Consider the following 23,755-nt stretch of genomic DNA (forward strand, 5'->3'; position numbering starts at 1 on the left):
CCGTCGCTGGGGCCGTTGGAGAGTGCTATGACGGAACGTATCCAGGAATTCCTGCGCAATCGCCGCAAGGAAGGTCTCGACACCGAGCCGTGCCTCGTCGTCGACCTCGAGGTCGTGCGCGACAATTACCAGACCTTCGCCAAGGCGCTGCCCGACAGCCGCGTGTTCTATGCCGTCAAGGCGAACCCGGCGCCGGAAGTGCTGGCGCTGCTGGCCTCCATGGGCTCCTGCTTCGACACCGCGACCGTCGCCGAGATCGAGATGGCGCTGGCCGCTGGAGCTACGCCCGACCGCATCTCCTTCGGCAATACGATCAAGAAGGAGCGCGACATCGCGCGCGCCTTCGCGCTCGGCATCCGCCTGTTCGCGGTCGATTGCACCGCCGAGGTCGAGAAGGTCGCCCGTGCCGCCCCCGGTGCGAAGGTGTTCTGCCGCATCCTCTATGATTGCGCCGGCGCCGAGTGGCCGCTGTCGCGCAAGTTCGGCTGCGACCCGGAAATGGCCGTCGACGTGCTCGACGTCGCCAAGCGCCTGGGCCTGGAGCCGTGCGGCATCTCCTTCCATGTCGGCTCGCAGCAGCGCAAGGTGAAGGCGTGGGACCGTGCGCTGGCGATGGCCTCGCAGGTGTTCCGTGACTGCGCCGAGCGCGGCATCAACCTGACCATGGTCAACATGGGCGGCGGCTTCCCGACCAAGTACCTGAAGGACGTGCCGCCGGTGGTCACCTACGGCCGCTCGATCTTCCGCGCGCTGCGCAAGCACTTCGGCAACCAGATTCCGGAGACCATCATCGAGCCGGGCCGCGGCATGGTGGGCAACGCCGGCATCATCGAATCCGAGGTCGTGCTCATCTCGAAGAAGAGCGACGAGGACGAGGTGCGCTGGGTCTATCTCGACATCGGCAAGTTCGGCGGTCTCGCCGAGACGATGGACGAGTCGATCCGCTACGCCATCCGCACGCCGCATGACGGCGCGGACATGACGCCGTGCGTGCTCGCAGGCCCGACCTGCGACAGCGCCGACGTGCTGTACGAGAAGAGCCCGTATCCGCTTCCGGTGACGCTCGAGATCGGCGACAAGCTGCTGATCGAAGGCACCGGGGCCTATACGTCGACCTACTCGGCGGTGGCGTTCAACGGCATCCCGCCGCTGCGGACGTATCACATCTGATCTGCCTCTCGTTCTGAGGCCTGACGACCCCCGGGAGCCGGTCCGCCGGCTCCCTCCCTGATATTTCGATCTGACGACGTCTTGGACAGGCGTGCCTATCGGGCACGTCCGTTCAAGCGGGGACTGACGCGCCATGACTGCTTTTCGGAAGCCACAAGTCGCCCTCACCTCGAAAGCCGCTCCGTTCGTGATCCGTGCGGAACGTGCTGTCGACGTCGCGACGCGTGAAGCGCTGCTGGATGCCTCTTTTGGCGAAGACCGCCATGACCGCACTTGCCAGCGCCTGCGCGACGGACGTGCGCCCGCCACAGGCCTTGCCCTGTCGGCGATGCGCGAGGGCAAACTCGTGGGAACCGTGCGGCTGTGGCACGTCAGCGCCGGAGGCAGGCCCGCTCTGGTCCTCGGACCACTGGCGGTTGACCCTGCCTGCCGCGAGCTCGGGATCGGCGCCGCGCTGATGCAACAAGCGCTGGCCGCCGCCCGGGCGCGCGGGCATGCCGCCGTGATCCTGCTCGGCGATGCGCCTTATTATGCCCGCTTCGGCTTCTCGGGCGAGAAGACCGGCGCGCTGGTGCTGCCCGGTCCGTTCGAGCGCGACCGCCTGCTGGCGATCGAATTCGCCGACGGCGCGCTCGATGGCGCCGACGGGATGATCATCCCGACCGGCGCGGCCCTGCCCAAACGGAGGGTCCTTCGCGCCCTCCAGGCGCACGCGGCCTAAGGGATCGCCACGATGGCGGCGACCGAAGCCGCATTGAGCGGCAACGCCCGACCGCGCCTGCGCTCAGCTCTAGTCGTTTGGGGTTGCGCGGGCCCGCAAATTGCCCGTAAACCGCACGAAATTTTCCTTCAGTTGAGGCCGAACCCATGTCCCGTCGCTTGATTTCCACCGGCTCCCCCTTCGAGAAGACTGCGGGCTACAGCCGCGCCGTGATCGACGGCGAGTTCGCCTTCGTCGCGGGAACCACCGGCTACGACTACACCACGATGACCATGCCGGCCGATGTCACGAGCCAGTCACGCAACTGCTTCAAGACCATCGAGGCTGCCCTGAAGGAGGGCGGTTTTGAGATGGCCGATGTCGTCCGCGTGACCTATTACCTCACCGACATCAAGGACGCCGACGCCCACTTCGGGGTCTGCGGCAAAGTCCTCGGCGACATCCGGCCTGCAGCAACGCTGGTCGCCGTCTCGGCGCTCTACAAGCCCGAGATGAAGGTCGAAATCGAAGTCACCGCCAAGCGCCGCGGCGCCTGATCCAGCACGTTCCGGAGAAGCCATTCATGAGCCCCACCTCGCAGATCTACGCGAAGATCACCGGTCCCATCGTCATGGTCGGCTTCGGCTCCATCGGCAAAGGCACGTTGCCGATGATCGAGCGGCATCTCGATTACGACAAGTCGCGCGTCACCGTGATCGATCCCAAGGACGAGGGCCGCAAGGCGCATTGCGAGAAGCAGAATGTCCGCTTCATCCAGAAGGCCGTGACCAGGGACAATTATCGCGAACTGCTGACCCCGCTGCTCACCGAAGGCGGCGGCCAGGGTTTTTGCGTCAATCTGTCGGTCGACACCGGCTCGACCGACATCATGGAGCTCTGCAACGAGCTCGGCGCTCTCTACATCGACACCGTCAACGAGCCCTGGCTCGGCTTCTATTTCGATTCGTCAAAGGGCCCGGAAGCGCGCTCGAACTACGCGCTTCGCGAAGTCACGCTTGCCGCCAAGAAGGCCCGCCCCGCCGGCTCGACGACGGCTGTCTCCTGCTGTGGCGCCAATCCCGGCATGGTGTCCTTTTTCGTCAAGCAGGCGCTGCTCAATGTCGCCGCCGACCTGAAGCTCAATGCCCCCAAGCCGAAGACCAAGGCCGAATGGGCCGACCTGATGCGGCAGGCCGGCATCAAGGGCGTCCATATCGCCGAACGCGACACCCAGCGCGCCAAGAAGCCGAAAGAACCTGATGTCTTCGTCAACACCTGGTCGGTGGAAGGCTTCCTGTCGGAAGGCGTGCAGCCGTCAGAGCTCGGTTGGGGCACCCACGAAAAATGGATGCCCGAGAATGCGCATACCCACGAAGCCGGCTGCGGCGCCGCCATCTATCTGATGCAGCCCGGCGCCAACACGCGCGTGCGCACCTGGTGCCCGACCCGCGGCGCGCAGTATGGCTTCCTCGTCACCCACAACGAGTCGATCTCGATCTCGGATTACTTCACGGTGCGTGACGCATCGGGCAAGGCGGTCTATCGGCCGACCTGCCACTATGCCTATCATCCGGCTGACGATGCCGTGCTGTCGCTGCATGAAATGTTCGGCCGCGCCGCGAAGATGCAGGAAAAGCACCACATCCTCGACGAGAACGAGATCGTCGACGGCATCGACGAGCTCGGCGTGCTGCTGTTCGGCCACGACAACAATGCCTACTGGTACGGCTCGCAGCTCTCGATCGAAGAGACCCGCAAGCTCGCGCCCTACCAGAACGCCACCGGCCTGCAGGTAACCTCCGCCGTTCTCGGCGGCATGGTGTGGGCGCTGGAAAACCCGAGGGAAGGCATCGTCGAAGCCGACGAGATGGATTTCGATCGTTTGCTGGAAATCCAGCTGCCGTATCTCGGCCCGGTGAAAGGATTCTACACCGACTGGACGCCGCTGACGGATCGTCCGGGACTGTTCCCGGAAGACATCGACACCAGCGATCCCTGGCAGTTCCGGAATGTGCTGGTGCGCTGACAGAAACTGCGAAAACAACCCCATGCACCGTAGAACGCGCGACGGAAGGCCATCGCGCGGTTATGGCAAAAAGACGAGCGTGGTCTACTGCTTGTCCTTGATCGGCGGCGCGATCTTCTCTGCCGGTGCGGGCGGCAATGCCGGTTTGGCTGAGCCTGCCGCACCCTGCGTCTGCGGGTCGGGACGCGCCGGCTCGGGGGCCGGGGTGGTCGGCCGGTCGCCGCCGGGTTTTGCTTCGGCGGGCGTCTTGTCCTGATCGTTGGACGGCGTGCCCTGGAGTGGCCGCGTCGCCTGCGCCAGCTCCATCCGGCTCTCGGCTCGGATTTGCGCGAGTGACATCACGGACACCGCGATGCCCGCAGCGAACAGCGAGCCGGCAATCGTCAAATCGAGCTTCAGTCTGCGCTTATCATCTTGGCCGGGCATATCGGTCACCGCCTCTATCAGCGGGATCAACGAAGTTCTCCGGCTGCGGTTCCGGTCCCGGCGAAGCGGGAACCGCCGCTCGCGCGCCAAATCGCCGCGCCTAGTCCGTCGTACTGACTTCCCAGGTGGCGTGGCGCACGCCCGGAAGATGCTGGAGATCGGTCGCCACGACATTCAATTCATTCGGGTCGACCGCGGTCGCGACCAGCTTGGCGACGATCTCCAGAATGTCCTCTCCGATCTCGACCACGTCCACATCGGCCACCGGATATTTCGCGGCCTCGAGCTTGTCGACGAGGCGGTCGCGCATGTCGGGCAACGCGTCGGCCGCAACCGCGAGCTTGAAGTAATAGGTCGCCTCCGAGGTCTTCTCATTCAACGGGATGCGGTTGATAGCGTTGACCAGCGGACGCAGCATCGTGTTACCGGCGATGACAAACACGGTGAGCGCCGCGGCCTGCGCGACCATGTCGGCCCCGGCGCAAGAGCCGACGGCGGCCGAAGCCCACAGCGTCGCTGCGGTGTTGAGGCCGCGTACGTCCATGCCCTGCTTCATGATGACACCGGCGCCAAGGAAGCCGATGCCGGACACGACGTAGGAGATCACCCGCACCGCACCGTCGGCGCCGGTCAGATGCATTGCGAGATCGACGAAGGCGGCGGCCCCAACCGCGACCAGCACATTGGTGCGCAGGCCGGCGGTGCGCTGGCGATATTGCCGCTCGGCGCCGATCAGCGTGCCCAGCACGAAGGCCGTAAACAGGCTGACCAGCGTGTCGGCGAAATCAGCAATCTGGAAGGTCGTCAGGAACCGCATGATTCCCTATACGGCCGGAACGATGACAGATCAAAGCTCCAGCAAGCCGCCGTCCCCATTTTCGTCGGCAAAGGCCAACAGCGTGCCCTTGGCGTTCCAGGCGAGCGCGGCGACCGGTGGCGTGCCGTTACGGCGGACCAGGATCTCGGCACCGTCTTCCAGACGCACCATCAGTACGGTGCCGTCGCTGTAGCCGGCGGCGAAGATATCGTTCTTCGGATGGCAGGCCACCACCGCGACGCGCGCCTGCAGCGGCGCCAGCATCGCGGGCTCCTTGCCCATCGGGCCGTCCTTGCTGGCGAACGGCCATATGATGACGGTGTCAGCACCCGAGGTCGCCAGCCCCTTGCCGCCAGCGCTCCAGGACATCGAGCGGACGCGGCCGGGATAGCCGGTCATGCGCATGTGCCTGTTGTCGGCGAGCCGCCAGCCGTGCAGCGCCGACTCATGCATGGTCGTGACCAGGAATTTGTTGTCCGGACTGAAAGTGACGCCGAGATGCGAACCCGCCCAGGGCAGGAATTCGGCGGATCCCTCCATGTTCGGAAACCACAGCGTCGCGCCGTTGTAGTGCGCGATGGCAAGCCGCAGCCCCTTCGGCGCGAACGCGAGACCGCCGACAGTCGATGGCACTTCGAGCGACTTCTCCTCGGTCTTGCCGCTCTTGACGGTCGCCGTCTTGCCGGCAGACCAGGCGAAGGCACCATCCGGATGCAGCGCCACCGCATCGATCCAGCGCCGCTTCGGATCGGTGGCGAGCAGCGTCACCTCGCCCTTGGCGTCGAGCGCGACGACCTTGCCGTCATCGCCGCCCATCACGAGGCGCTTGCCGTCTGAGGCAGTCGAGAGAATGCCGCCGCTGTGCACGGGGACCGTGGTGATCTCGCCTTTGGCGTCGATGAACGCGACGTTCTCCTCACCACCGACGAAGGCGGCGCGGGGCCCGAGGAAATGCGCCGAGGTCACGCCCATGCCGAGCGTGACCGGCTTGACGCGGTCGGTGACGGAGACGATCGAAGCGGAATCGGGAGCCGGCGTGAACTCTTTCATCACGAGACGATGCAGCTCTCGAAGCCCGTACGAATGAGCTCTTCCGGCAGTTCGCGGCCGATGAAGACGAGGCGGCTTTCACGGGGCTCGCCGTCCTTCCACTTCCGCTGGTGGTTGCCTTCCAGCATCATGTGGACGCCCTGGAAGACATAGCGGTCGTCATCGTCGTGGAAGGCGAGGATGCCCTTGGAGCGCAGGATCTTGCCGCCCTCGACCTGCACCAGGTTCTGGAGCCAGGGCATGAACACGTTCGGATCGAGCGGCTTGTCGGTCTTGAGCGACAGCGACTGCATGTCCTCGTCATGATAGTGCTTCAGGCCGTGGCCGTGATCATGGTGGTGATGATGATCGTGGCCGTGGTGGTCATGGTCGTGGTCATGATCGTCGACCTCCAGAAAGTCAGGCTCGATGTCGAGGATGCGGTCGAGGTCGAACGCGCCGCGATCGAGCACGTCGGCCAGCGCCACCGAGCAGCGCTCGGTGCGATGCAGCTTGGCATAGGGATTGATGCCGCGGATGCGGGCCTCGACCTCGGCAAGCTCCGGCTTGGTGACGAGATCGGTCTTGTTCAGCACGATGACGTCGGCGAACGCGATCTGGTTCTTGGCCTCGGGTGCATCCTTGAGTCGGTCGGACAGCCATTTGGCGTCGGCGACCGTCACCACCGCGTCGAGGCGGGCGTTCTTCTGCACGTCCTCGTCGACGAAGAAGGTCTGGGCGACCGGCGCGGGATCGGCAAGGCCGGTGGTCTCGACGATGATGGCGTCGAACTTGCCCTTGCGCTTCATCAAACCGTCCATGATGCGCACGAGATCGCCGCGCACGGTGCAGCAGATGCAACCGTTGTTCATCTCGAACACTTCCTCATCGGCGCCGATGATGAGGTCGTTGTCGATGCCGATCTCGCCGAATTCGTTGACAATGACGGCGTATTTCTTGCCGTGGTTCTCCGACAGGATGCGGTTCAAAAGCGTGGTTTTGCCGGCTCCGAGATAGCCGGTCAGGACGGTCACGGGAATTTTGGGGGAGGTCGCTTCAGACATAACAACTCCGGACATAGGGCTTCCGCGCGACGCAAGGCGAGGCGGGGTCGCCCCGACGGGGTGGCCCCCTGCCCTAATGGTCAAGCGCGCTGGTCAGGGCCTTTATATTGTGCCTGACCATATCAATGTAAGTGGGTGCAGGGCCCTTTTCGCCGGTCAAACTGTCCGAAATCAGGGTCCCGCCGACCTTTGCCCCGGTCTCGGCCGCGATTCGCCGGATCAGCCGGTCGTCGCTGATATTCTCCAGGAAAACGGCCGGGATCTTATGGGCCTTGGTCTGGCCGATGATGGCAGCGATGTCCCGCGCGCTGGGCTCGGTTTCGGTGGAGACCCCCAGGGGAGCCACGAACTGGACGCCATATTCGGCGGCGAAATACCCGAAGGCATCGTGGGTGGAGATCACCTTGCGCCGCTCCGGCGGGATTTTGGCGACCGCCTCGCGGACCTCACGGTCGAGCGTTTCGAGCTTTTCCAGATAGGCCTTGGCCCGGGCGCGAAAGAATTCTGCGTCATCCGGATCGGCGGCGGCCAGCGCGTTGGTGATGTCGGCGACGTAGACTTTAGCATTCGGGACGGACTGCCAGGCGTGCGGATCGGCGGCCGAACCGAGCTTCAGGGGTGCGATGCCGGCGCTCGCGGTGACCACCTGCGCCTTGCTCCCGGCGGACTGCACTAGACGTGGCAGCCAGCCCTCCAGGCCCAGCCCGTTGACGATGACGAGCTTCGCCTCCGCGATCCGCTTCGCATCACCCGGCGCCGGCGTGTAGACGTGGACGTCACTGTCGGGGCCGACCAGCGTCGTCAGGTTGATCCGGTCCCCACCGATCGTGCGGACAAAGTCGCCGAGGATCGAGAAGCTCGCGACGACGTTGAGCCGCTCGGCGGCCTGCAGCGGTGAGGCGATCAGCAGCGAAACAAAGAGCAAAAGGAAGCGCATCGTCACGCTTCCAGATGCCGGCCGGGAAACAACTGCCGGACGATGCCGCCGACGCGGCCGAACAGGACGGAGACGATGTAGAACACTGTCGCGACGAGAATGATCGCAGGGCCCGAGGGCACGCGGGTCTGGAACGACAGCACGAGGCCGGCATAGCCCGAGACGGCGGCAGCGACGACAGCAATGCAGATCATCACCGTGAGATCGCGCGACCAGAACCGCGCGATGCCCGCCGGCAGGATCATGAGGCCGACCGCCAGCAAGGTGCCGAGCGCCTGGAAGCCGTTGACGAGGTTGATGACGACCAGCGCAAGGAAGGCGAGATGGGCGGGCCCGCCCGCGCGGCTGACGGTCCGCAAAAATAAGGGATCGACGCTCTCGATCACCAGCGGACGGTAGATCACCGCCAGCACCAGCAACGTCACCGTGGCGTTGAAGGCGACCACCAGCAGCGTCTGGTCGTCCATCGCAAGGATGTTGCCGAACAGCACATGCAACAGGTCGATATTGGTGCCCTTGATCGAAACGATGGTCACGCCCAGCGCCAGCGAGGCCAGATAGAAGGTCGCGAGCGAAGCGTCTTCTTTGAGCCCGGTCGAGCGTGAGACAACGCCGGCCAGGATCGCGACCGCGAAACCGGCGATCAAGCCGCCGGCCGTCATCGCAAACAAATTGAGGCCGGAGAGCAGGAAACCAATGGCGGCGCCGGGCAGGATCGCGTGCGCCATGGCATCGCCGACGAGGCTCATCCGCCGCAGCATCAGGAATACGCCGATCGGCGCGCCCGCCAGCGACAGCGCGATCACGGCGGCAAGCGCCCGCCGCATGAACTCGAATTCGGTGAACGGACCGATCAGCGCGTCATAGACCATCTGGGATCACGCCGCCCGCGAGCGGGCATCGTCGGCCGCGCACGCCGAAGCGCTGTCGTCGAAAGCCTCGCACATCCGCATCGCGACCATCAGGTTCTCAGGCGTCAGCACCTCTGCGGTCGGTCCCCACGCCACCGGGCCGCGCGCCAGAACCAGCGTCTCGCTGAAGTGATTGCGCACCATCTCCATGTCGTGCAGCGCGGCCAGCACGGTGCGGCCCTCGCCATGCCAGTGCTTCACCAGTGCGAGCAGATCGGTTGTGGTCTTGCTGTCGATGGCGTTGAAGGGCTCGTCGAGCACGATGAGCTTCGCATCCTGGAGCAGCACGCGCGCGAATAGCACGCGCTGCATCTGCCCACCCGAGAGCGTGCCGATCGGACGGTTCTCGAACCCGTTGAGACCGACGGAGGCGATCGCGCGCAGGATCTTTTCGCGCGCGGCCTTGCCGATGCCACCGAACAGGCCGGTCCCGCGCCACAGCCCGGTGCCGACGAAGTCGAACACCGAGATTGGGAAGGTGCGGTCGATCTCCGCGCTCTGCGGCAGATAGGCGATATCCCTGCTATCGAGCCCGCCGAGATGGATGCTGCCGTCGAGGGGCCTGAGGATGCCGACGATGCCGCGCAGCAGCGTCGACTTGCCGGCGCCGTTGGGGCCGATCACTGCGACCAGCGCGCCGGGCGCGACCTCGCCGTTGAGATGGTGCACGGCCGGGTGACGGTCATAGCCGAGCGTGACGTTGTGGAAGTGCACGGCCGCCATGATCACCTCATCGCCAGAAAGACCACGGCCCAGAGCACGGCACAGACGGCCACCGCGGCCGTCAGGCGACCGGCCATGGTCATCCGCAGGATCGACCAGGGCGCGTCCTGGGCCGGATGCGGCGAGGCCGCATCATGGACATGGGCGTGGCTGTGGTCGTGCCCATGCGGATGCCCGTGGTCATGGGAGTGACCGTGGGAATGAGCATGGTCTTGGTGGGCGTGGGACGCGGCGGGAACCATGCCGGGGACGTTATATTATAACATTACGCCTGTCCACGGCCGGCTCAGGGCTTGCCGATCACCATCGCGATGGCCGCCACGAACGGGAACGGGACCGAAACGGCGCGGAACCGGACGAACCGTGCCGGCGTGAACCGGATTTCCCACAAAATCACCCGCTGGAAGGCGAAAAGGACCCAGGCCAATTCCGCACAGCAAAAAAGCGGCCGCGTGAGCGACCGCCTTTTTGTCATTCCGGGGCGACGCGTCAGCGCCGAGCCATGGTGCGCAATTGCGCGCCTGAGAATCCATCGGGCGTCAGCCCAAGTGGATGAATGGATTCCGGGCTCGCGCTTCGCGCGCCCCGGAATGACGCGACCAGCTTACGCCTTGTCGAACAGGGACTCGACGTATTCCCAGTTCACGAGGTTCTCGACGAACGCCTTGAGATAGTCGGGACGGCGGTTGCGATAGTCGATGTAGTAGGAGTGCTCCCATACGTCGCAACCAAGGATCGGGGTGGCGCCATGCACCAGCGGATTCTCGCCGTTCGGGGTCTTGGAGATCTCGAGCTTGCCGTTCTTGACCTGGAGCCAGCACCAACCGGAGCCGAACTGGCCGACGCCAGCCGCCTGGAAGTCGGTCTTGAACTTCTCGAAGCCGCCGAGGTCCTCGTTGATCTTCTTCTCGAGCTTGCCCGGCAGCTTGGTGCCGCCGCCATTGGGCTTCATCCAGCTCCAGAAGTGGATGTGGTTATAGTGCTGGCCGGCGTTGTTGAACACCGCGGGGTTTTTGCCGAACGAGCCCTTGACGATCTCTTCAAGGGACTTGCCTTCCCATTCGGTGCCCTTGAGCGCGTTATTGCCGTTGGTGACGTAGGCCTGATGATGCTTGTCGTGGTGGAATTCCAGCGTCTCCTTCGACATGAACTGGCCGAGGGCGTCATAGGCGTAAGGGAGGGGGGGCAGCGTGAATGTCATGGGTTCTTGTCCGCAACTGGGTGGGGAACGTGTTCTAACGGTCATCCCTTATAGAAGGTTCCTGCGCCGTTAAATACCGCCAATTTGCGAAGAGCCATGATGCGATCGCGTGGGCTGATTGCACAACTTCGCCGCACGCAAGTGCGTGTTCACCCAAGCGTGCTGCAAAATATCATTGCCTTTGAAGCGCTTATGACAGAACGAATGCACCACGCAGCCGGGGACCACGAGGCAGGGCCATGAGCATCGAGATCGACATTTTGAACGGCGATGCCTCGTGGCCGATCGCCGAGCCTTTGCACCAGGCGGTCTGGGGACCTGATCTCGTCGAGAAGCTGCCTTGGGGGCACGTCAAATGGGCCCATGCCGATCTGCGCGTGCTGATCGAAACGCCCGAGGACGGCCTCGTCTGCCATGTCGGCATCTATTTCCGCACGATCACCTGGAATGGACAGAAGGCGCATGTCGGCGGCATCGGTGGCGTCTGCACGCGCGAGGATCGCCGGGGCCGCGGCTATGCCACCATGGCGATCGACGCGGCGGTGCATACCATGCGCGCCAACGAGGCGGTTCGTTTCGCGATCCTGTTCTGCGAGCCGCACAATGTCGCGTTCTACGAGGCCCGCAAATGGCGTGCTTTCACTGGCGGCGTCTATTGCGAGCAGCCGGAGGGCCGCGTGCGCTTCACCCATATGGCGCCCTATGTGTACGACATCGTCAGTGCGCCGACGCTCGGCACCATCGACCTCTGCGGCCTGCCGTGGTGAGGATTTGTGATCCTCGACGGCGGCCTCGGCCGCCGTCTTGCGCTGGGACAAATGAGCGCAGGAATGTGATTCTATCAGGCGTTGCGCGATTCTGATTTGCTGCTATGGAGACGCCTCCATTCCGAGGTCCTTCCATGTCCCGCAGATTCGCCATTCTCTCCGTCCTCTTGGCTGCGCTGTCCGGCACGACGGCCGCGCATGCGCAAAGTGCTGACGCGAGCGGGACTTGGCTCACCCAGGCCGGCGATGCCCGCGTGAAAGTCAGCAAATGCGGCGGCGGCATCTGCGGCGTCATCGTCTGGCTGCGCGAGCCCACCGACACCACGACCGGCCAGCCCGCCACCGACAGCAAGAATCCCAATCCCGCGCTCGCCAGGCGCCCGATGATCGGCCTGCCACTGTTCTCCGGCATGCAGCCCGGAGGGCCGAACAAATGGTCGGGCCAGATCTACAACGCCGATGACGGCAGCACCTATGCGAGCAGCGTCTCGGTGACATCAGCAGAGACGCTGCGCGTCGAAGGCTGCGTCGGCGCGCTCTGCGGCGGCGAGACCTGGACGCGCGCGGGACGCTAAGTCGCGGCCGCCACCATCGCCTTGAGCGCCGTCGCCGCCGAGGCGTAGCCGCCGCGCGCGCCGTCGATGAAGTGGACGTGGTCGCTGCGCAGCGCCGACGGCGTGAAGCATGTCATCATCGCGGCATCCTGCTGATAAAGGCCGTAGCGCACGACACCGTCGCGCGCCGCGGTCGCGAGACGATCGCTCAGGGCGCGCTCGAGCTCCGGCGTGCAGTCGAGGATCATGCGCAGGCCGTCGTCATATTTGCGGAAGTCGGAATTCTCGACCACCTGGCGCTTGTAGACCTTCGGCAGGAAGCCGCCGACCTTGATGTCGAAGCGCATCAGGACATAGGCGAAAAACGTGTAGGCGAGCAGGCCGGCCCGGCGCCTGAGCAACGACCCGCCACGGATCGTCCGCGCCTCGTAATCAAGGCCCTGCGGCGGCCATTTCAGCGGCGGCCCCTGCGATGGCACGGGACGGCCGGAATCCGGACTGCGCTCGACGAGATGGATGACGTCCTCGATCACCTTGCGGAAGGCCTGCGGGTCGGCGCCGCTTGCCGGCATCACCAGCACCGACAGGATCAATCCGCGCGACGCCGGAATCACCTCGAAGCGGCAGGACAGGCCGGAGAGATCGGGCTGCGTGCCTGAGGACGCCTCAGCGACGGCGAACTCGCCGCGCTTCATCGCAGCGTCGGCCCAAGCGAGCCCGCCGCCGGAGAACATCGCATAGGACAGATTTGCCGACGGACCGAAGCGCGCGACGCGCACATCGAGACCCTTCGCACGGATGGCGCTCACCGGCACCAGTGCGACGCGCATTTTGAGATCGAGGTCTTCCCGCACCCAGGTCGCCGTCGCAGCCAAAGCTTCGTGCGCCGCATCTAGATCGGCCGGCGCGACCGCAAAGCTGGCGCCGTCACCGCCGAACACGAAGGGAAATTCGCGACCCTCCAGCGCATTCGTCACCGCCGCGATCACGGCGGCCCCGGCCATGTTGACCGCCTTGTAGCGCTGCGCCGCAATCGCCTTGGTGGAATCGACGATGTCGGCGACGCCGATGCTCCAGTCATCCGGCAGCGGCGAATAGAGTTTTGGCTCCATCAGGCTGGTGAAGCCTCGGAAGACAGGGATGCTGCCGTAAAAGGAAGCGGCGCTCATTGCAGAAGCCGGTCGGGTTGCAGGTGAGATGAGATACGTGGCGGGACCGATTTGGGTTCGCCGGCCGGCTCCCCCGAAAAGGCAGGGCATCATTGGCCGAAACGGGCTCGACAACAAGATGCCTGCTCACGCCAGCAAGCACAATCACATGCACAATCACATGCAATGGCCGACGGAGCGCAGGGCCGGCTTCGCACTCCTTGGGAATAGGCGATGCAGGCTAGTGCAGCCTTTCGCTCTCGCGCTTACGCAAGGCTTCGAGAGACGCATCATGGCAGCCGACCAGCCGCACGAATTGCTGCGGATACATTTCGTGGCCGTGGGCGCCGGAATTCTGATGGGTCATCGGTGGACAGTGAATGTCAGCCGGCTTGGCGGGAGATTGCTCGGGCCGGCCCTGGTTCGCAGCCCTCTGGCTTGGCGTGGTCATAGACTGCTCCTTGTCGATTAGGGCAGTTCGATTGACGTTACCCAATCGCTTACGCGGCATCTTACGACCAAATCCGGCTTGATGTCATTGCGCGCCGGATCAACCCAATTGTGGCGACGGAGTTCCTTTTACGCCGTATTGCCCGCGTCGATCGTAAACACGCTGCCGGTCACGTTACGACCGCCCTCGCCGAGCAGATATTCCACCATGCGCGCGACGTCGTCGGTCTCGGGCAGGCGGCGCAGCGCGCTGCGGCCGGCGATGCGCTTGCGGCTTTCGTCGGACAGGTTGTGCGTGAGCTCGGTGTCGATGAAGCCCGGCGCGATCGCGTTCACGGTGATGCCGAGTTTTCCGACCTCGCGCGCGAGCGAACGGGTGAAGCCGGTGGCGGCGGCCTTGGTCGCGCCATAGACCGAGAGGCCGTTATAGCCTGTCGTCGCGATGATCGAGGAGATGTTGATGATGCGGCCGGCGCCATCGGCCATCATCTGGCGCGCGACATACTTGGTGAGGATGATCGGCGACAGCACGTTGAGCTGCACCAGCGCCTCGATCTCTGAATTGTGCATGGTCGCGAGCAGGCCCTCGGTGCCGAGACCGGCATTGTTGACGAGACCGTAGATCGGGCCGAATTCATCGCGCACGAGCTTTGCGAAAGCAGGGATGCCATCGATCACCGCGAGGTCGCAGGCGCGGAAATGCAGGCGGCCCTCGGACCCGGCGATCGCGGCCTTGAGCTCCTCGCTCTCGCGTCGCGCGGCCGCGATCACGTTGTAGCCGGCGCCGACCAGGCGCTGGCCGATCGCCAGGCCAATGCCGCGGCTGCCGCCGGTGATGAGAACATTATGCATCAGTGCGCGCCAGTTTGCCGGCCGGAGTGACGTCGAGCGCGTCGACGAAGCGGATCACCGCCGGCACCTTGTGGGACGCCAGTTGCGCGCGGCACTGATCCAGGATCTGGTCGCGAATCTCCTTCGCCCGCGCCGGATCGGTGCCCTCGGCGAGGATCACGTCGGCGACAACGATGCCGCCGGTGATCGGGCTGCGCCGCGATTTCGCTCGCGACATCCGCACGTCGGGATGACGGTTGATCGCCGCTTCGATCTCCTCGGGGTGAACTTTCAGCCCGCCGATATTGATGATGCCGCCGCGCCGGCCGACGAAATAATAGCGATCGCCGCGCAGTTCGACGATATCGCCACTGTCGACGAAACCTTCGCCGTCAGTGAGCGCAGCCGCGTTGCGGCCGATATAGGCGTGCGCCGTGCGCGTCGAACGGATGCGCAGCGAGCCGTCGACGACCTTCATCTCGACGCCGTTACGGTTGCCGAGATAGTTCGCCGGAAAGCCTTCGAGCCCGTCATTGACGGCGAAGCCGACGCCGGCTTCGGTCGAGGCGTAGGCATGACCGACGGAGGAATTAGGGAATGCGGCCTTGAGGCCGTCGAGCACCGCCTGGTCGGCGATCTCGCCGGACAGGCGAACATAGCCGGGCGCGAACTGCGCGGCCGAGCCGCTCATCAGGAGCTTGCGCCAGTGCGAGGGCGTGCCGGAGATGTGGGAGACCGTGCGCGCGTTCAGCCGCGCGACGTGATCGGCGAGCGCCTCGTGCGTATCCGACAGCACCATCGATCCGCCGGAGAGGATGGCGCGGAGAAAAATCTGCAGGCCGCCATAGCGGCGGATGTCGTAGAACGTGGCCCAGACTGGCGCGGGGCCCTTGGCCGGGCCTTCGGCAACGATGGCGCCAGTGAGTGCTTCCAACGTGTGGCCGACGATTTTCGGCACGCCTGATGTGCCCGAGGTGAGCATCAGCCATTCGGTCGCGCGCTCGGTCTCGGCAGGCGCGGTGGTTTGAAGCGGCAATTGCGCGGTGACGACCAGCGACACGCCGGTCCCGTCCCAGCGATCGGGCTCATCGGTAACGACGGCGTCGATCCCGGCATCCGCAATCAGCGCGTCGAGATGCGCAGGATTAAGGTCCGGCGGGCACAGCAGCATGCGACGGGCGACACCGTCGAGCTCGATCATGGCGAGGCCCGACCGGAGCTGGTCCGACAGCTTCAGCAAAACGGCCCGGCCGGACACCTCGCGCAGGCGGCCGCCGAGGACGGTCTGCGACAGGATGTCGGTCAGCGAGACGCAATCATGCGCGTCCGACAGGGTGCGGCCCGTCAGCTCCGCGCCGAGATGGTCACGGAGCGCAAAGATCTCACGCGGGGACATTTTCGTAGGCCCGCACGAAATCGCCCACTGTGGCGGGGAACGCTGCGTCCTCTGAAATGGTGAAGGGGTCGACGCCGGTCTCGTCCTCGAGGCGCGCGACCAGGATCGCGAAGGCAAGCGAGTCGAACCCGGTTTCGTGCAGGGACAGATCGTCCGAGAGTGCGGGAAGCGCGACGTGCTGCTCCTTGGCGATCTGCTGGATCGCCTCGATGACTTTGGACCTTACCGACATGGCTGGCTCGCCTCTTGCTTAGTTAATCGTTGGTATGTCTTGCGGCGGCTCTTGATGACCGCCTCCCATGGCCGTCTGTTTACCGGACAGAAGTAAATGGCCTCTTGGACAATTCAGATAAAATTGGACCTATCTCCCGATTTTTGCTGCGGCTACAGCCGGATCGTACCATCCGCGATCCGCGCATACGTGTCGAAACCGAGCGGGACATAGGCGCCTGATTTCGGATCGAGCATAAACTGCCGATCGCTGATCGCCGCCGGGTCAAAGCCCTCGCGCGCCAGCTCACCCTTTTTCTGCTTGAACGTCTCGGTCGCATCGAGCTCACGCGAGATGCGGATGAAGACCGGGCGGGCATAGGCCGGCAGCCGCTGCGCGAGATGCGCAGACAGTGCGGCGATATCGAAGCCCTCGTTCACGACGATCGCGCTCATGCCGGCGCGGCCGTCGGTGCCGGGAATGCCGACGCCATAGGTGGTGGCATCGACCACGCCGGTGAAATCGCGCACGGCGTCGTTGACCTCGGAGGTCGCGACGTTCTCGCCCTTCCAGCGGAAAGTGTCACCGATGCGATCGACAAAATGGAAGAAGCCCTTGTCGTCGAGCCGCATCAGATCGCCGGTGCGGAACCAGGCATCGTCCCTGGCGAAGACATCGCGAAGGATTTTCTTCTCGGTCTCGCCCGCGTCAGTATAGCCCTCGAAGCGACCACCGCCCTGATCCGCCCTGCCGATGCGGCCGATGGCTTCGCCAGCCTCACCGCGGGCGCAGGCGATGCAAAAGCCCTCTTCATTGCGCAGCGGCGCGCCGCTGTCGGGATCGAGCTTGACGAGGCCCGCGGGAAAGCGATGCGCAAGCAGCGGCGGGATGCGGCCGATCGCGCCCGGCTGCCCTTCGACGTTGAACAGCGAGAAATTGCCTTCGGTTGCGGCATAGAATTCGAGGATGCGGGGAATGGCGAAACGGCTCTGGAAATCCTCCCAGATGTCGCCGCGCAGGCCGTTGCCGCAAACCAGCCGCAGACGGTGACGGTTTTCGTATTCCGACGGTGGTGCCTTGAGCAGATAGCGGCAGAGTTCGCCGATATACTGGAACAGCGTGCAGTCGTGCCGCACGATGTCGGGCCAGAAGTTCGAGGCCGAAAACTTCTCCGCGATCACCACCGAGCCGCCGGCGGCGAGCATGCTGCACGGTGCGACGATGCCACCGACCGAGTGGAACAGCGGCAGGCAATCATAAAGACGATCTTGCGGCGTCGCGCCGGTAAGGCCGGCGAACCAGAAACCCCAGTTGAGGATGCGGCGATGGCTGATGCTGGCGGCCTTCGGCAGCCCAGTCGTGCCGGACGTGTAGATCAGCAGTGCGCGGTCATCGATGGTGACGTCGCCGTGCTCCTCCGGCGACAACGCCCCGTCATCGAGCGCGGCCAGCGCAACATCGATCGCGCGCTCGCTGCGGGCATCGCCATGGGTCCATATCTTGGCTTCGGTCTTCAGATACGGCGCGGCGCTCTCCAGCACCTCTGTGAGCTCATGCGCGACGATGATATGCGAAGGCCTCGCGACGTCGACGCAATGCGCAAGAGACTGCCCGACAAGCTTGGTATTGATCAGCGCCACCACGCCACCGACGCGGCTGATGCCCAGCCAGGCGGCGAGATAGTCGATGCCGTTCGGCATGATCAGGCCAACCGTATCGCCCTTGGCGACGCCAACCGAATGCGCCCAGCGCGCATAGCGATTGATGCGCTTCGACAGGCCATCGTAGTCGAGCGTTACGTCGTCCATGAGCAGCGCGATGCGGTCGGGCTGGCGCCGCGCCCAATCGTCGACGACGTCGGCGAACAGGCGGCCAGGCAGCGTCTCGATCCGCGCGGTCAGCTCGATCGCCTTCAGCCAGATCTTTGAAGCCGAAGGCGCGCGCGCGGCTTTCGTGTGCTCGATGACGCCGGTGGTCATTCCGTTCATTCTTTCGGGCGGTATCTGCCTGTTCCCGGCAGCTTAGCCCGCGCGTCCTGCCCAGGTGTTAAGAGACAAGGTAAAACTCGGTTAGCTCTCGATTAACTGCGATCATCCTTTACCAAGCCGACGGGAAGGTCGTGCGGCCTGGCGCGATTCTTGCGATAGCAACCAGCCATCCGAGCGCGTCGCGCGCGACCCCTCGCCCCGCGAGAGATGAACTGGAGGCCACGATGATCACCAGGCGACATTTCCTTCAGACCACCGCGTTTGCCGCTGCTACACTGATCGCTCCGCGCGCCTTTGCGATCGGCAACCCCTCTTATCCGTCGCGCAGCGTGAGATGGGTGGTGCCATATGCGCCGGGTGGCGCCACCGACTTGCTGTCGCGGCTGATCTGCCAGCGCCTATCCGACCGGCTCGGCCAGGCCTTCGTTGTCGAAAACAAGCCCGGCGCCGGCAGCAATATCGGCACGCAGGCGGTGATCACGTCCGCGCCGGATGGATACACACTGCTGCTGACCTCGACCGCTAACGCGATCAACGCCTCGTTTGATCCGGCGCTGCCCTATGACTTCGCCAAGGGCATCACGCCCGTCGCCGGCGTCGCGCGGATTCCCCTGTTGCTGGTCGTCAACAACGATTTGCCGGTGAAGAGCGTGGCCGACTTCGTCGCCTACGCCAGGGCCAATCCCGGCAAGATGTCGATCGCCTCCTCGGGCATCGGCACGTCACTGCATCTCTCTGGCGAGCTGTTCAAGTCGACGGCCGGCGTCCAGTTCACCCACGTGCCCTATCGCGGCTCCGCGCCGGGCCTGACCGACGTGATGAGTGGCCAGATCCAGGGCATGTTCGACAACGTCACATCATCTTTCGAGCTGGTGCGCGCCGGCAAGCTTCGCGCACTCGGCATCACCACGCGTGAGCGCTCGGAGATCCTGCCTGATGTGCCGCCGATCGCGGACACGTTGCCCGGCTACGAGACATCTTCGTTCTATGGCGTCGGCGCGCCCTACGACACGCCGCGCGAAATCGTCGACCTGCTCAATCGCGAGGTCGACTCGGCTTTGTCCGACGTGGAGATCAAGGCCCGCATCGCCGAGCTCGGCGCGATCCCGCTGCACGGCAATGCAGGTGAGTTCGGCGGCATGCTCACCGCCGAGACGGACCGCTGGCGCAAGGTGGTGGAGCTGTCCGGGATCAAGAAGGAATAGCCTGGAGCTTCTGCGCGCAAGGCGGATCGCCCCCCTCACGGGCGATCATCCGACGCTAGCTGCTACGCTTATGCCGCGAGCCCGGCGGCGGCATGTTGACCGGATAATACGGATTGTGTTCACAGATCGCGGCCTGGCCGGAAGGCGTCGCACGACACTGCGGCAGCGACGTGAAGGAGCAGTCATGCCGCTGCTCGCCGCCGCCATCACTCCCGCCGGCATAGACGTGCATGCAGACGGGATAATTGGGATCGTAAGTCTGCGCATACGACGGCGCGGCCGCCAGTAAGGCACCGGTGGTGACGATCAGGCCGCATGAGCGACGCATCAACATGTCCGCCGGACATCGCATCGCGAGCCGTCAGTTCACGTTCTTGTGACGCCGGCGCGGGGGCCGCGGCTCGTTGAAGGCATAATAGGGGTTGAGGTCGCAGCTTGCGGCGAGGCCGGACGCGGTGGCCCGGCACTGCGGCAGCGACGTGAAGGAGCAGTCGAACCAGCTGCCGCCGCCACCACTCCTGCCGCCGCCCGCGTAAACGTGCATGCACACCGGATAGTGCGGATCATAGGTCTGGGCGCTCGCATCTGCCGCCCCGAGCAGCGTGGCAATCGCGGCGATAGTCAGGAGAGGGAGGCGCATCGGACATTTCCTCGAATCGGTGACAACGGCAGGCGTTATGTCATTTCGATATGGCACAACAGCGCGGGAGAAGCGATCGTTCCTGTTTATACCTCTCCCGCTTGTGAGACACACCAAAAACGGTGCGACACAGCGCCGTAACGATCCGAAATCGCGAACACGCTCTGTGTCGAGCCTGCATTGAACGCATATCTCCCTGCAGCCTCCTTCGACAAAGGTCGCAGGCAGTCGGAGCAGGAAACCGTTCGCAGGCCCGAGCGAACGGACTAGTCTTTCGATCACAACGCCGGCCCCGGACCGATGACGTTCCAGGGCAATCAACAAACATATGGGCTGAAGGAAACGCACATTCGCGCTCGGGACTCCCCTGCGCGGCTCCGTCATACGCGGAGAGAAGATGCGCTGGCCCGCCTTTGGTCGCAGGGCATGCAAGAGAGCTTCTCGTCTCCGTTCATCCGCTATCCGATCGGCACCTCGCTGCTGATGGCGGGCATCCTATTCGTTGGCCTCGTGGCCTACCCTCTGCTGCCGGTTGCGCCACTGCCCCAGGTCGACTTTCCGACCATCCAGGTTTCCGCATCGCTTCCGGGCGGCAGCCCCGAAACCATGGCCTCCTCCGTGGCACAGCCGCTGGAGCGCCAGCTCTCGCAAATCCCCGGCATCGCGCAGATGACGTCGACGAGTTCACTCGGCTCGGCATCGATCACGATCCAGTTCGATCTCAACCGCCTGATCGATGCCGCGGCCAACGATGTACAGGCTGCGATCAATGCCGCGAGCGGCCAACTGCCGAAGAACCTGCCCTCGCCACCGACCTACCGGAAGGTCAACCCGGCGGATTCGCCGATCATGATCCTGTCGGCAACCTCCGACACGCTGCCGCTGACCACCGTCAGCGACCGTACCGACGCTCAGCTCGCGCAGCAGATCAGCCAGATTCCCGGTGTCGCACAGGTGTTTGTCGGCGGGCAGCAGAAGCCCTCGGTGCGCATCCAGATCGATCCGGCCAAACTGGTTGCGAAGGGATTGTCGCTGGAGGACGTGCGCAACCAGATCGCGATCGCGACCACGGATAGCCCGAAGGGCAACATCGACGGCCCGCAGCGCGCCTATACCGTCTACGCCAACGACCAGCTGCTCGAGGCTGCGCAGTGGCAGGATGTGATTGTCGCCTATCGCAACGGGGCGCCGTTGCGGATCCGTGACATCGGCGAAGCGGTGGCAGGGCCGGAGGACATGAAGACCGCGGCCTGGGCCGACGGCAAGCGTGGCGTGTTCCTCGTCATTTTCAAGCAGCCCGGCGCCAACGTCATCGAAACGGTCAACCGTATCAAGGAGAAGCTGCCGCGACTGATCGCGGCGATCCCACCCGCAATCGGCATCAAGATCATCAGCGACCGCACCATCACCATCCGCGCCGCGGTCGACGACGTGCAGATCACGCTCATGATTACCATCGTGCTGGTGGTGATGGTGATCTTCGTCTTCCTGCGCAGCTTCTGGGCCACGATCATCCCGAGCATCACCGTGCCGCTGGCCCTGCTCGGGGCCTGCTCGCTGATGTGGGTGTTCGGCTACTCCCTGGACAATCTCTCGCTGATGGCGCTGACGATCGCGGTAGGCTTCGTGGTCGACGACGCGATCGTGATGCTTGAGAACATCACGCGCTATGTCGAGCGGGGCGAGAATCCCGTCACCGCCGCCTACAAGGGCGCGGCCGAGATCGGCTTCACCATTGTCTCCATCAGCATATCGCTGGTCGCCGTGCTGATCCCGCTGCTGTTGATGGGCGGCATCATCGGCCGGCTGTTCCGCGAATTTGCGGTAACGCTGTCGATGGCGATCTTTGTCTCGCTCGTGGTGTCGCTGACCCTGACGCCGATGATGGCCTCACGTTTCCTGCGTTCCGACCACGAGGCTCGTAGCGGCCGCTTCTACCAATGGAGCGAGCGGCTGTTCGAGCGCCTGCTTGGCTCCTACGAACGCGGGCTCGACCTCGCGCTGCGGCATAGCCTCATCACGCTCTGCGTTTTCTTCGCCACTGTCGCGCTGTCGGCGCTGCTGTTCATCCTGATCCCCAAAGGCTTCTTCCCGCAGCAGGATAACGGCTTCCTCACCGCAGTGTCGGAAATGCCCCAGGACATCTCCTTCGTCGAGATGAAGCGGCGGCAGGAGGAGCTCAATGCCATCGTGCAGGCCGACCCTGCCGTCGATTCCATCGCGATGTTCATCGGTGGGGGCGGCACCGCGCTGAACTCGGGGCGCATGTATGTCACGCTGAAGCCGATCGGGGAACGCGACGCCAATGCGCAACAGATCATCGCGCGGCTGCGGCCGAAGCTCGCCGCGGTCGAGGGCGCGCGCCTCTATATGCAGGCCTCGCAAGACGTTCGGCTCGGCGGTCGCGCCACCCGCACCCAGTTCGAGTTCACGCTGCAGGACGCCAATCTGTCCGAGCTTGACGGGTGGGCGCCGAAGATCCTGGCTAAGATGAGAGGCCTGCCGGAGCTTCGCGATGTCGCCACCGACCAGCAGACCGAGGGCACGACGGTGCAGCTCACGATCAATCGCGACACCGCCGCACGCTACGGCATCCAGCCGCAGCTGATCGACGACACGCTCTACGACGCCTTCGGCCAGCGCCAGGTGGCGCAATATTTCACGCAGACCAACAGCTATCATGTCGTGCTCGAGATCACGCCGGCGCTGCAAGGCAAGCTCGACACGCTCAACAAGCTCTACATCAAGTCGCCGCTGACCGGCGACGAGGTTCCGCTTTCCGTCATCTGCAGCTGGACCAACGAGCCGGTGCGGCCGCTCGCGATCGCGCATCAGAGCCAGTTTCCGGCCGTGACGATCAGCTTCAACCTTGCGGAGGGTGTGGCGCTCGGACAGGCAACCGCCGCCGTGGTAAACGCGGTCAGCGAGATGGGCGCGCCGCCGACGCTGTCAATGAGCTTCCAGGGGACTGCGCAGGCGTTCCAGCAATCGCTCGGCACCGTGCCGATGCTGATCCTCGCCGCGCTCGTCGTGGTCTATCTGGTGCTGGGGGTGCTCTACGAGAGCTACATTCATCCGCTGACCATCCTGTCCACGCTGCCGTCGGCCGGCGTCGGCGCAATCGCGATCCTGATGATCTTCGGCTTCGATTTCAGCCTGATCGCCCTGATCGGGGTCATCCTCCTGATCGGCATCGTCAAGAAGAACGGCATCATGATGGTGGACTTTGCCATCGCAGCCGAGCGCGAGCAGCATCTGACGCCGGAGCAGTCGATCAGACAGGCCGCACTGCTCCGCTTCCGACCGATCATGATGACGACAATGGCAGCCCTGCTTGGCGGCGTCCCCTTGATGCTCGGCACCGGCACCGGCGCCGAAATCCGCCAACCGCTCGGCTACGCCATGGTCGGCGGCCTCGTGGTCAGCCAGGCGCTGACTTTGTTCACGACCCCCGTCGTCTACCTCTACCTCGACCGCTTCTCCAATACGCTGTCACGCTGGATGGAGAAGAAGCCGGAGGCGGCGGTCGAGAGCGACGAACAGAAGGATGCGGCGGAGTGA

At 64.5% G+C, this 23,755-nt stretch carries 25 protein-coding genes; 8 read left to right on the forward strand and 17 right to left on the reverse strand.

Annotation, left to right across the window (positions count from 1 at the left end; all coding sequences use genetic code 11):
* Positions 1-27 precede the first annotated feature (27 nt).
* The 4 genes from ABIA96_RS04570 (at position 28) to ABIA96_RS04585 (ending at position 3,896) form a co-directional block, all read left to right on the forward strand.
* Positions 28-1,170 (forward strand): type III PLP-dependent enzyme, encoded by a 1,143-nt coding sequence (locus ABIA96_RS04570; RefSeq protein WP_354135844.1) that lies wholly within the window; start codon positions 28-30, stop codon positions 1,168-1,170.
* A 133-nt stretch (positions 1,171-1,303) separates the two neighbouring features.
* The gene (locus ABIA96_RS04575; protein ID WP_354135845.1) at positions 1,304-1,891 is read left to right on the forward strand and encodes a GNAT family N-acetyltransferase; all 588 of its coding nucleotides are present in this window, start codon (positions 1,304-1,306) and stop codon (positions 1,889-1,891) included.
* 146 nt (positions 1,892-2,037) lie between these two features.
* A complete protein-coding gene (locus tag ABIA96_RS04580) occupies positions 2,038-2,427 on the forward strand; it encodes a RidA family protein (RefSeq protein WP_354135846.1) in 390 nt (129 codons plus the stop codon).
* Positions 2,428-2,453: 26 nt separating this feature from the next.
* The gene (locus ABIA96_RS04585; protein WP_354135847.1) at positions 2,454-3,896 is read left to right on the forward strand and encodes a homospermidine synthase; all 1,443 of its coding nucleotides are present in this window, start codon (positions 2,454-2,456) and stop codon (positions 3,894-3,896) included.
* Between the two features lie 84 nt (positions 3,897-3,980).
* On the opposite strand, the gene ABIA96_RS04590 is transcribed toward ABIA96_RS04585, so the two are convergent.
* The 9 genes from ABIA96_RS04590 to ABIA96_RS04630 form a co-directional block, all read right to left on the reverse strand.
* Positions 3,981-4,322, reverse strand: a complete 342-nt coding sequence (locus ABIA96_RS04590) for a hypothetical protein (protein ID WP_354136413.1) — start codon at positions 4,320-4,322, stop codon at positions 3,981-3,983.
* A 100-nt stretch (positions 4,323-4,422) separates the two neighbouring features.
* Positions 4,423-5,139, reverse strand: coding sequence for an MgtC/SapB family protein (locus ABIA96_RS04595; RefSeq protein WP_354135848.1), 717 nt, complete (start codon positions 5,137-5,139; stop codon positions 4,423-4,425).
* Between the two features lie 30 nt (positions 5,140-5,169).
* Positions 5,170-6,189, reverse strand: a complete 1,020-nt coding sequence (locus ABIA96_RS04600) for a WD40 repeat domain-containing protein (protein WP_354135849.1) — start codon at positions 6,187-6,189, stop codon at positions 5,170-5,172.
* Positions 6,189-7,232, reverse strand: a complete 1,044-nt coding sequence (locus ABIA96_RS04605) for a CobW family GTP-binding protein (RefSeq protein ID WP_354135850.1) — start codon at positions 7,230-7,232, stop codon at positions 6,189-6,191. Before ABIA96_RS04605 ends, ABIA96_RS04600 begins: the two co-directional genes overlap by 1 nt.
* A gap of 73 nt (positions 7,233-7,305) precedes the next feature.
* Entirely contained in the window at positions 7,306-8,169 is an 864-nt protein-coding gene (locus ABIA96_RS04610; RefSeq protein ID WP_354135851.1) for a metal ABC transporter solute-binding protein, Zn/Mn family, read from the reverse strand.
* A gap of 2 nt (positions 8,170-8,171) precedes the next feature.
* Positions 8,172-9,041 (reverse strand): metal ABC transporter permease, encoded by an 870-nt coding sequence (locus ABIA96_RS04615; RefSeq protein WP_354135852.1) that lies wholly within the window; start codon positions 9,039-9,041, stop codon positions 8,172-8,174.
* 6 nt (positions 9,042-9,047) lie between these two features.
* Entirely contained in the window at positions 9,048-9,803 is a 756-nt protein-coding gene (locus tag ABIA96_RS04620; protein ID WP_354135853.1) for a metal ABC transporter ATP-binding protein, read from the reverse strand.
* A gap of 2 nt (positions 9,804-9,805) precedes the next feature.
* On the reverse strand, positions 9,806-10,045 hold the full coding sequence (locus ABIA96_RS04625; protein WP_354135854.1) for a hypothetical protein: 240 nt from the start codon (positions 10,043-10,045) through the stop codon (positions 9,806-9,808).
* 362 nt (positions 10,046-10,407) lie between these two features.
* Entirely contained in the window at positions 10,408-11,004 is a 597-nt protein-coding gene (locus tag ABIA96_RS04630; RefSeq protein ID WP_014491764.1) for a superoxide dismutase, read from the reverse strand.
* 239 nt (positions 11,005-11,243) lie between these two features.
* On the opposite strand from ABIA96_RS04630, the gene ABIA96_RS04635 reads away from it, so the two are divergent.
* Together ABIA96_RS04635 and ABIA96_RS04640 are read left to right on the forward strand one after the other, a co-directional pair.
* Complete coding sequence (locus tag ABIA96_RS04635; RefSeq protein WP_354135855.1) at positions 11,244-11,771, forward strand: GNAT family N-acetyltransferase; 528 nt, start codon at positions 11,244-11,246, stop codon at positions 11,769-11,771.
* Positions 11,772-11,905: 134 nt separating this feature from the next.
* A complete protein-coding gene (locus tag ABIA96_RS04640) occupies positions 11,906-12,346 on the forward strand; it encodes a DUF2147 domain-containing protein (protein WP_354135856.1) in 441 nt (146 codons plus the stop codon).
* Here the strand turns inward: ABIA96_RS04640 and ABIA96_RS04645 are convergent.
* The 6 genes from ABIA96_RS04645 to ABIA96_RS04670 form a co-directional block, all read right to left on the reverse strand.
* Positions 12,343-13,494 (reverse strand): DUF3095 domain-containing protein, encoded by a 1,152-nt coding sequence (locus ABIA96_RS04645; protein WP_354135857.1) that lies wholly within the window; start codon positions 13,492-13,494, stop codon positions 12,343-12,345. The genes ABIA96_RS04640 and ABIA96_RS04645 overlap by 4 nt on opposite strands.
* 220 nt (positions 13,495-13,714) lie before the next feature.
* Positions 13,715-13,924 (reverse strand): hypothetical protein, encoded by a 210-nt coding sequence (locus ABIA96_RS04650; RefSeq protein WP_354135858.1) that lies wholly within the window; start codon positions 13,922-13,924, stop codon positions 13,715-13,717.
* Between the two features lie 128 nt (positions 13,925-14,052).
* Positions 14,053-14,775 (reverse strand): SDR family NAD(P)-dependent oxidoreductase, encoded by a 723-nt coding sequence (locus ABIA96_RS04655; protein ID WP_354135859.1) that lies wholly within the window; start codon positions 14,773-14,775, stop codon positions 14,053-14,055.
* Complete coding sequence (locus ABIA96_RS04660) at positions 14,768-16,150, reverse strand: class I adenylate-forming enzyme family protein (protein WP_354135860.1); 1,383 nt, start codon at positions 16,148-16,150, stop codon at positions 14,768-14,770. The genes ABIA96_RS04655 and ABIA96_RS04660 overlap by 8 nt, the downstream gene beginning before the upstream one ends.
* Positions 16,137-16,382, reverse strand: a complete 246-nt coding sequence (locus ABIA96_RS04665; protein ID WP_007597226.1) for an acyl carrier protein — start codon at positions 16,380-16,382, stop codon at positions 16,137-16,139. The genes ABIA96_RS04660 and ABIA96_RS04665 overlap by 14 nt, the downstream gene beginning before the upstream one ends.
* Positions 16,383-16,534: 152 nt before the next feature.
* Positions 16,535-18,349, reverse strand: coding sequence for a long-chain-acyl-CoA synthetase (locus tag ABIA96_RS04670; protein WP_354135861.1), 1,815 nt, complete (start codon positions 18,347-18,349; stop codon positions 16,535-16,537).
* 224 nt (positions 18,350-18,573) lie between these two features.
* Between ABIA96_RS04670 and ABIA96_RS04675 the strand changes: the two genes are divergently transcribed.
* A complete protein-coding gene (locus ABIA96_RS04675) occupies positions 18,574-19,554 on the forward strand; it encodes a Bug family tripartite tricarboxylate transporter substrate binding protein (RefSeq protein WP_354135862.1) in 981 nt (326 codons plus the stop codon).
* A gap of 55 nt (positions 19,555-19,609) precedes the next feature.
* Here ABIA96_RS04675 and ABIA96_RS04680 read toward each other — a convergent pair whose 3' ends face one another.
* A complete protein-coding gene (locus tag ABIA96_RS04680) occupies positions 19,610-19,882 on the reverse strand; it encodes a DUF3551 domain-containing protein (protein ID WP_354135863.1) in 273 nt (90 codons plus the stop codon).
* Positions 19,883-19,915: 33 nt separating this feature from the next.
* Positions 19,916-20,194 carry a DUF3551 domain-containing protein gene (locus ABIA96_RS04685; RefSeq protein ID WP_354135864.1) on the reverse strand — a complete coding sequence of 93 codons (279 nt, stop codon included), beginning with the start codon at positions 20,192-20,194 and terminating at the stop codon, positions 19,916-19,918.
* Between the two features lie 426 nt (positions 20,195-20,620).
* On the opposite strand from ABIA96_RS04685, the gene ABIA96_RS04690 reads away from it, so the two are divergent.
* Positions 20,621-23,755 carry an efflux RND transporter permease subunit gene (locus ABIA96_RS04690; RefSeq protein ID WP_354135865.1) on the forward strand — a complete coding sequence of 1,045 codons (3,135 nt, stop codon included), beginning with the start codon at positions 20,621-20,623 and terminating at the stop codon, positions 23,753-23,755.

Source organism: Bradyrhizobium sp. LB11.1 (assembly GCF_040549385.1).
GTDB lineage: Bacteria > Pseudomonadota > Alphaproteobacteria > Rhizobiales > Xanthobacteraceae > Bradyrhizobium.

Coding starts and splice junctions, on each gene's coding strand:
- ABIA96_RS04605 (WP_354135850.1), bottom strand. CDS start 7,232: ATGTCTGAAGCGACCTCCCCCAAAATTCCCGTGACCGTCCTGACCGGC.
- ABIA96_RS04680 (WP_354135863.1), bottom strand. CDS start 19,882: ATGCGTCGCTCATGCGGCCTGATCGTCACCACCGGTGCCTTACTGGCG.
- ABIA96_RS04575 (WP_354135845.1), top strand. CDS start 1,304: ATGACTGCTTTTCGGAAGCCACAAGTCGCCCTCACCTCGAAAGCCGCT.
- ABIA96_RS04675 (WP_354135862.1), top strand. CDS start 18,574: ATGATCACCAGGCGACATTTCCTTCAGACCACCGCGTTTGCCGCTGCT.
- ABIA96_RS04595 (WP_354135848.1), bottom strand. CDS start 5,139: ATGCGGTTCCTGACGACCTTCCAGATTGCTGATTTCGCCGACACGCTG.
- ABIA96_RS04615 (WP_354135852.1), bottom strand. CDS start 9,041: ATGGTCTATGACGCGCTGATCGGTCCGTTCACCGAATTCGAGTTCATG.
- ABIA96_RS04610 (WP_354135851.1), bottom strand. CDS start 8,169: ATGCGCTTCCTTTTGCTCTTTGTTTCGCTGCTGATCGCCTCACCGCTG.
- ABIA96_RS04600 (WP_354135849.1), bottom strand. CDS start 6,189: ATGAAAGAGTTCACGCCGGCTCCCGATTCCGCTTCGATCGTCTCCGTC.
- ABIA96_RS04625 (WP_354135854.1), bottom strand. CDS start 10,045: ATGGTTCCCGCCGCGTCCCACGCCCACCAAGACCATGCTCATTCCCAC.
- ABIA96_RS04585 (WP_354135847.1), top strand. CDS start 2,454: ATGAGCCCCACCTCGCAGATCTACGCGAAGATCACCGGTCCCATCGTC.
- ABIA96_RS04645 (WP_354135857.1), bottom strand. CDS start 13,494: ATGAGCGCCGCTTCCTTTTACGGCAGCATCCCTGTCTTCCGAGGCTTC.
- ABIA96_RS04640 (WP_354135856.1), top strand. CDS start 11,906: ATGTCCCGCAGATTCGCCATTCTCTCCGTCCTCTTGGCTGCGCTGTCC.
- ABIA96_RS04570 (WP_354135844.1), top strand. CDS start 28: ATGACGGAACGTATCCAGGAATTCCTGCGCAATCGCCGCAAGGAAGGT.
- ABIA96_RS04670 (WP_354135861.1), bottom strand. CDS start 18,349: ATGAACGGAATGACCACCGGCGTCATCGAGCACACGAAAGCCGCGCGC.
- ABIA96_RS04655 (WP_354135859.1), bottom strand. CDS start 14,775: ATGCATAATGTTCTCATCACCGGCGGCAGCCGCGGCATTGGCCTGGCG.
- ABIA96_RS04665 (WP_007597226.1), bottom strand. CDS start 16,382: ATGTCGGTAAGGTCCAAAGTCATCGAGGCGATCCAGCAGATCGCCAAG.
- ABIA96_RS04630 (WP_014491764.1), bottom strand. CDS start 11,004: ATGACATTCACGCTGCCCCCCCTCCCTTACGCCTATGACGCCCTCGGC.
- ABIA96_RS04620 (WP_354135853.1), bottom strand. CDS start 9,803: ATGGCGGCCGTGCACTTCCACAACGTCACGCTCGGCTATGACCGTCAC.
- ABIA96_RS04685 (WP_354135864.1), bottom strand. CDS start 20,194: ATGCGCCTCCCTCTCCTGACTATCGCCGCGATTGCCACGCTGCTCGGG.
- ABIA96_RS04650 (WP_354135858.1), bottom strand. CDS start 13,924: ATGACCACGCCAAGCCAGAGGGCTGCGAACCAGGGCCGGCCCGAGCAA.
- ABIA96_RS04690 (WP_354135865.1), top strand. CDS start 20,621: ATGCAAGAGAGCTTCTCGTCTCCGTTCATCCGCTATCCGATCGGCACC.
- ABIA96_RS04660 (WP_354135860.1), bottom strand. CDS start 16,150: ATGTCCCCGCGTGAGATCTTTGCGCTCCGTGACCATCTCGGCGCGGAG.
- ABIA96_RS04580 (WP_354135846.1), top strand. CDS start 2,038: ATGTCCCGTCGCTTGATTTCCACCGGCTCCCCCTTCGAGAAGACTGCG.
- ABIA96_RS04635 (WP_354135855.1), top strand. CDS start 11,244: ATGAGCATCGAGATCGACATTTTGAACGGCGATGCCTCGTGGCCGATC.
- ABIA96_RS04590 (WP_354136413.1), bottom strand. CDS start 4,322: ATGCCCGGCCAAGATGATAAGCGCAGACTGAAGCTCGATTTGACGATT.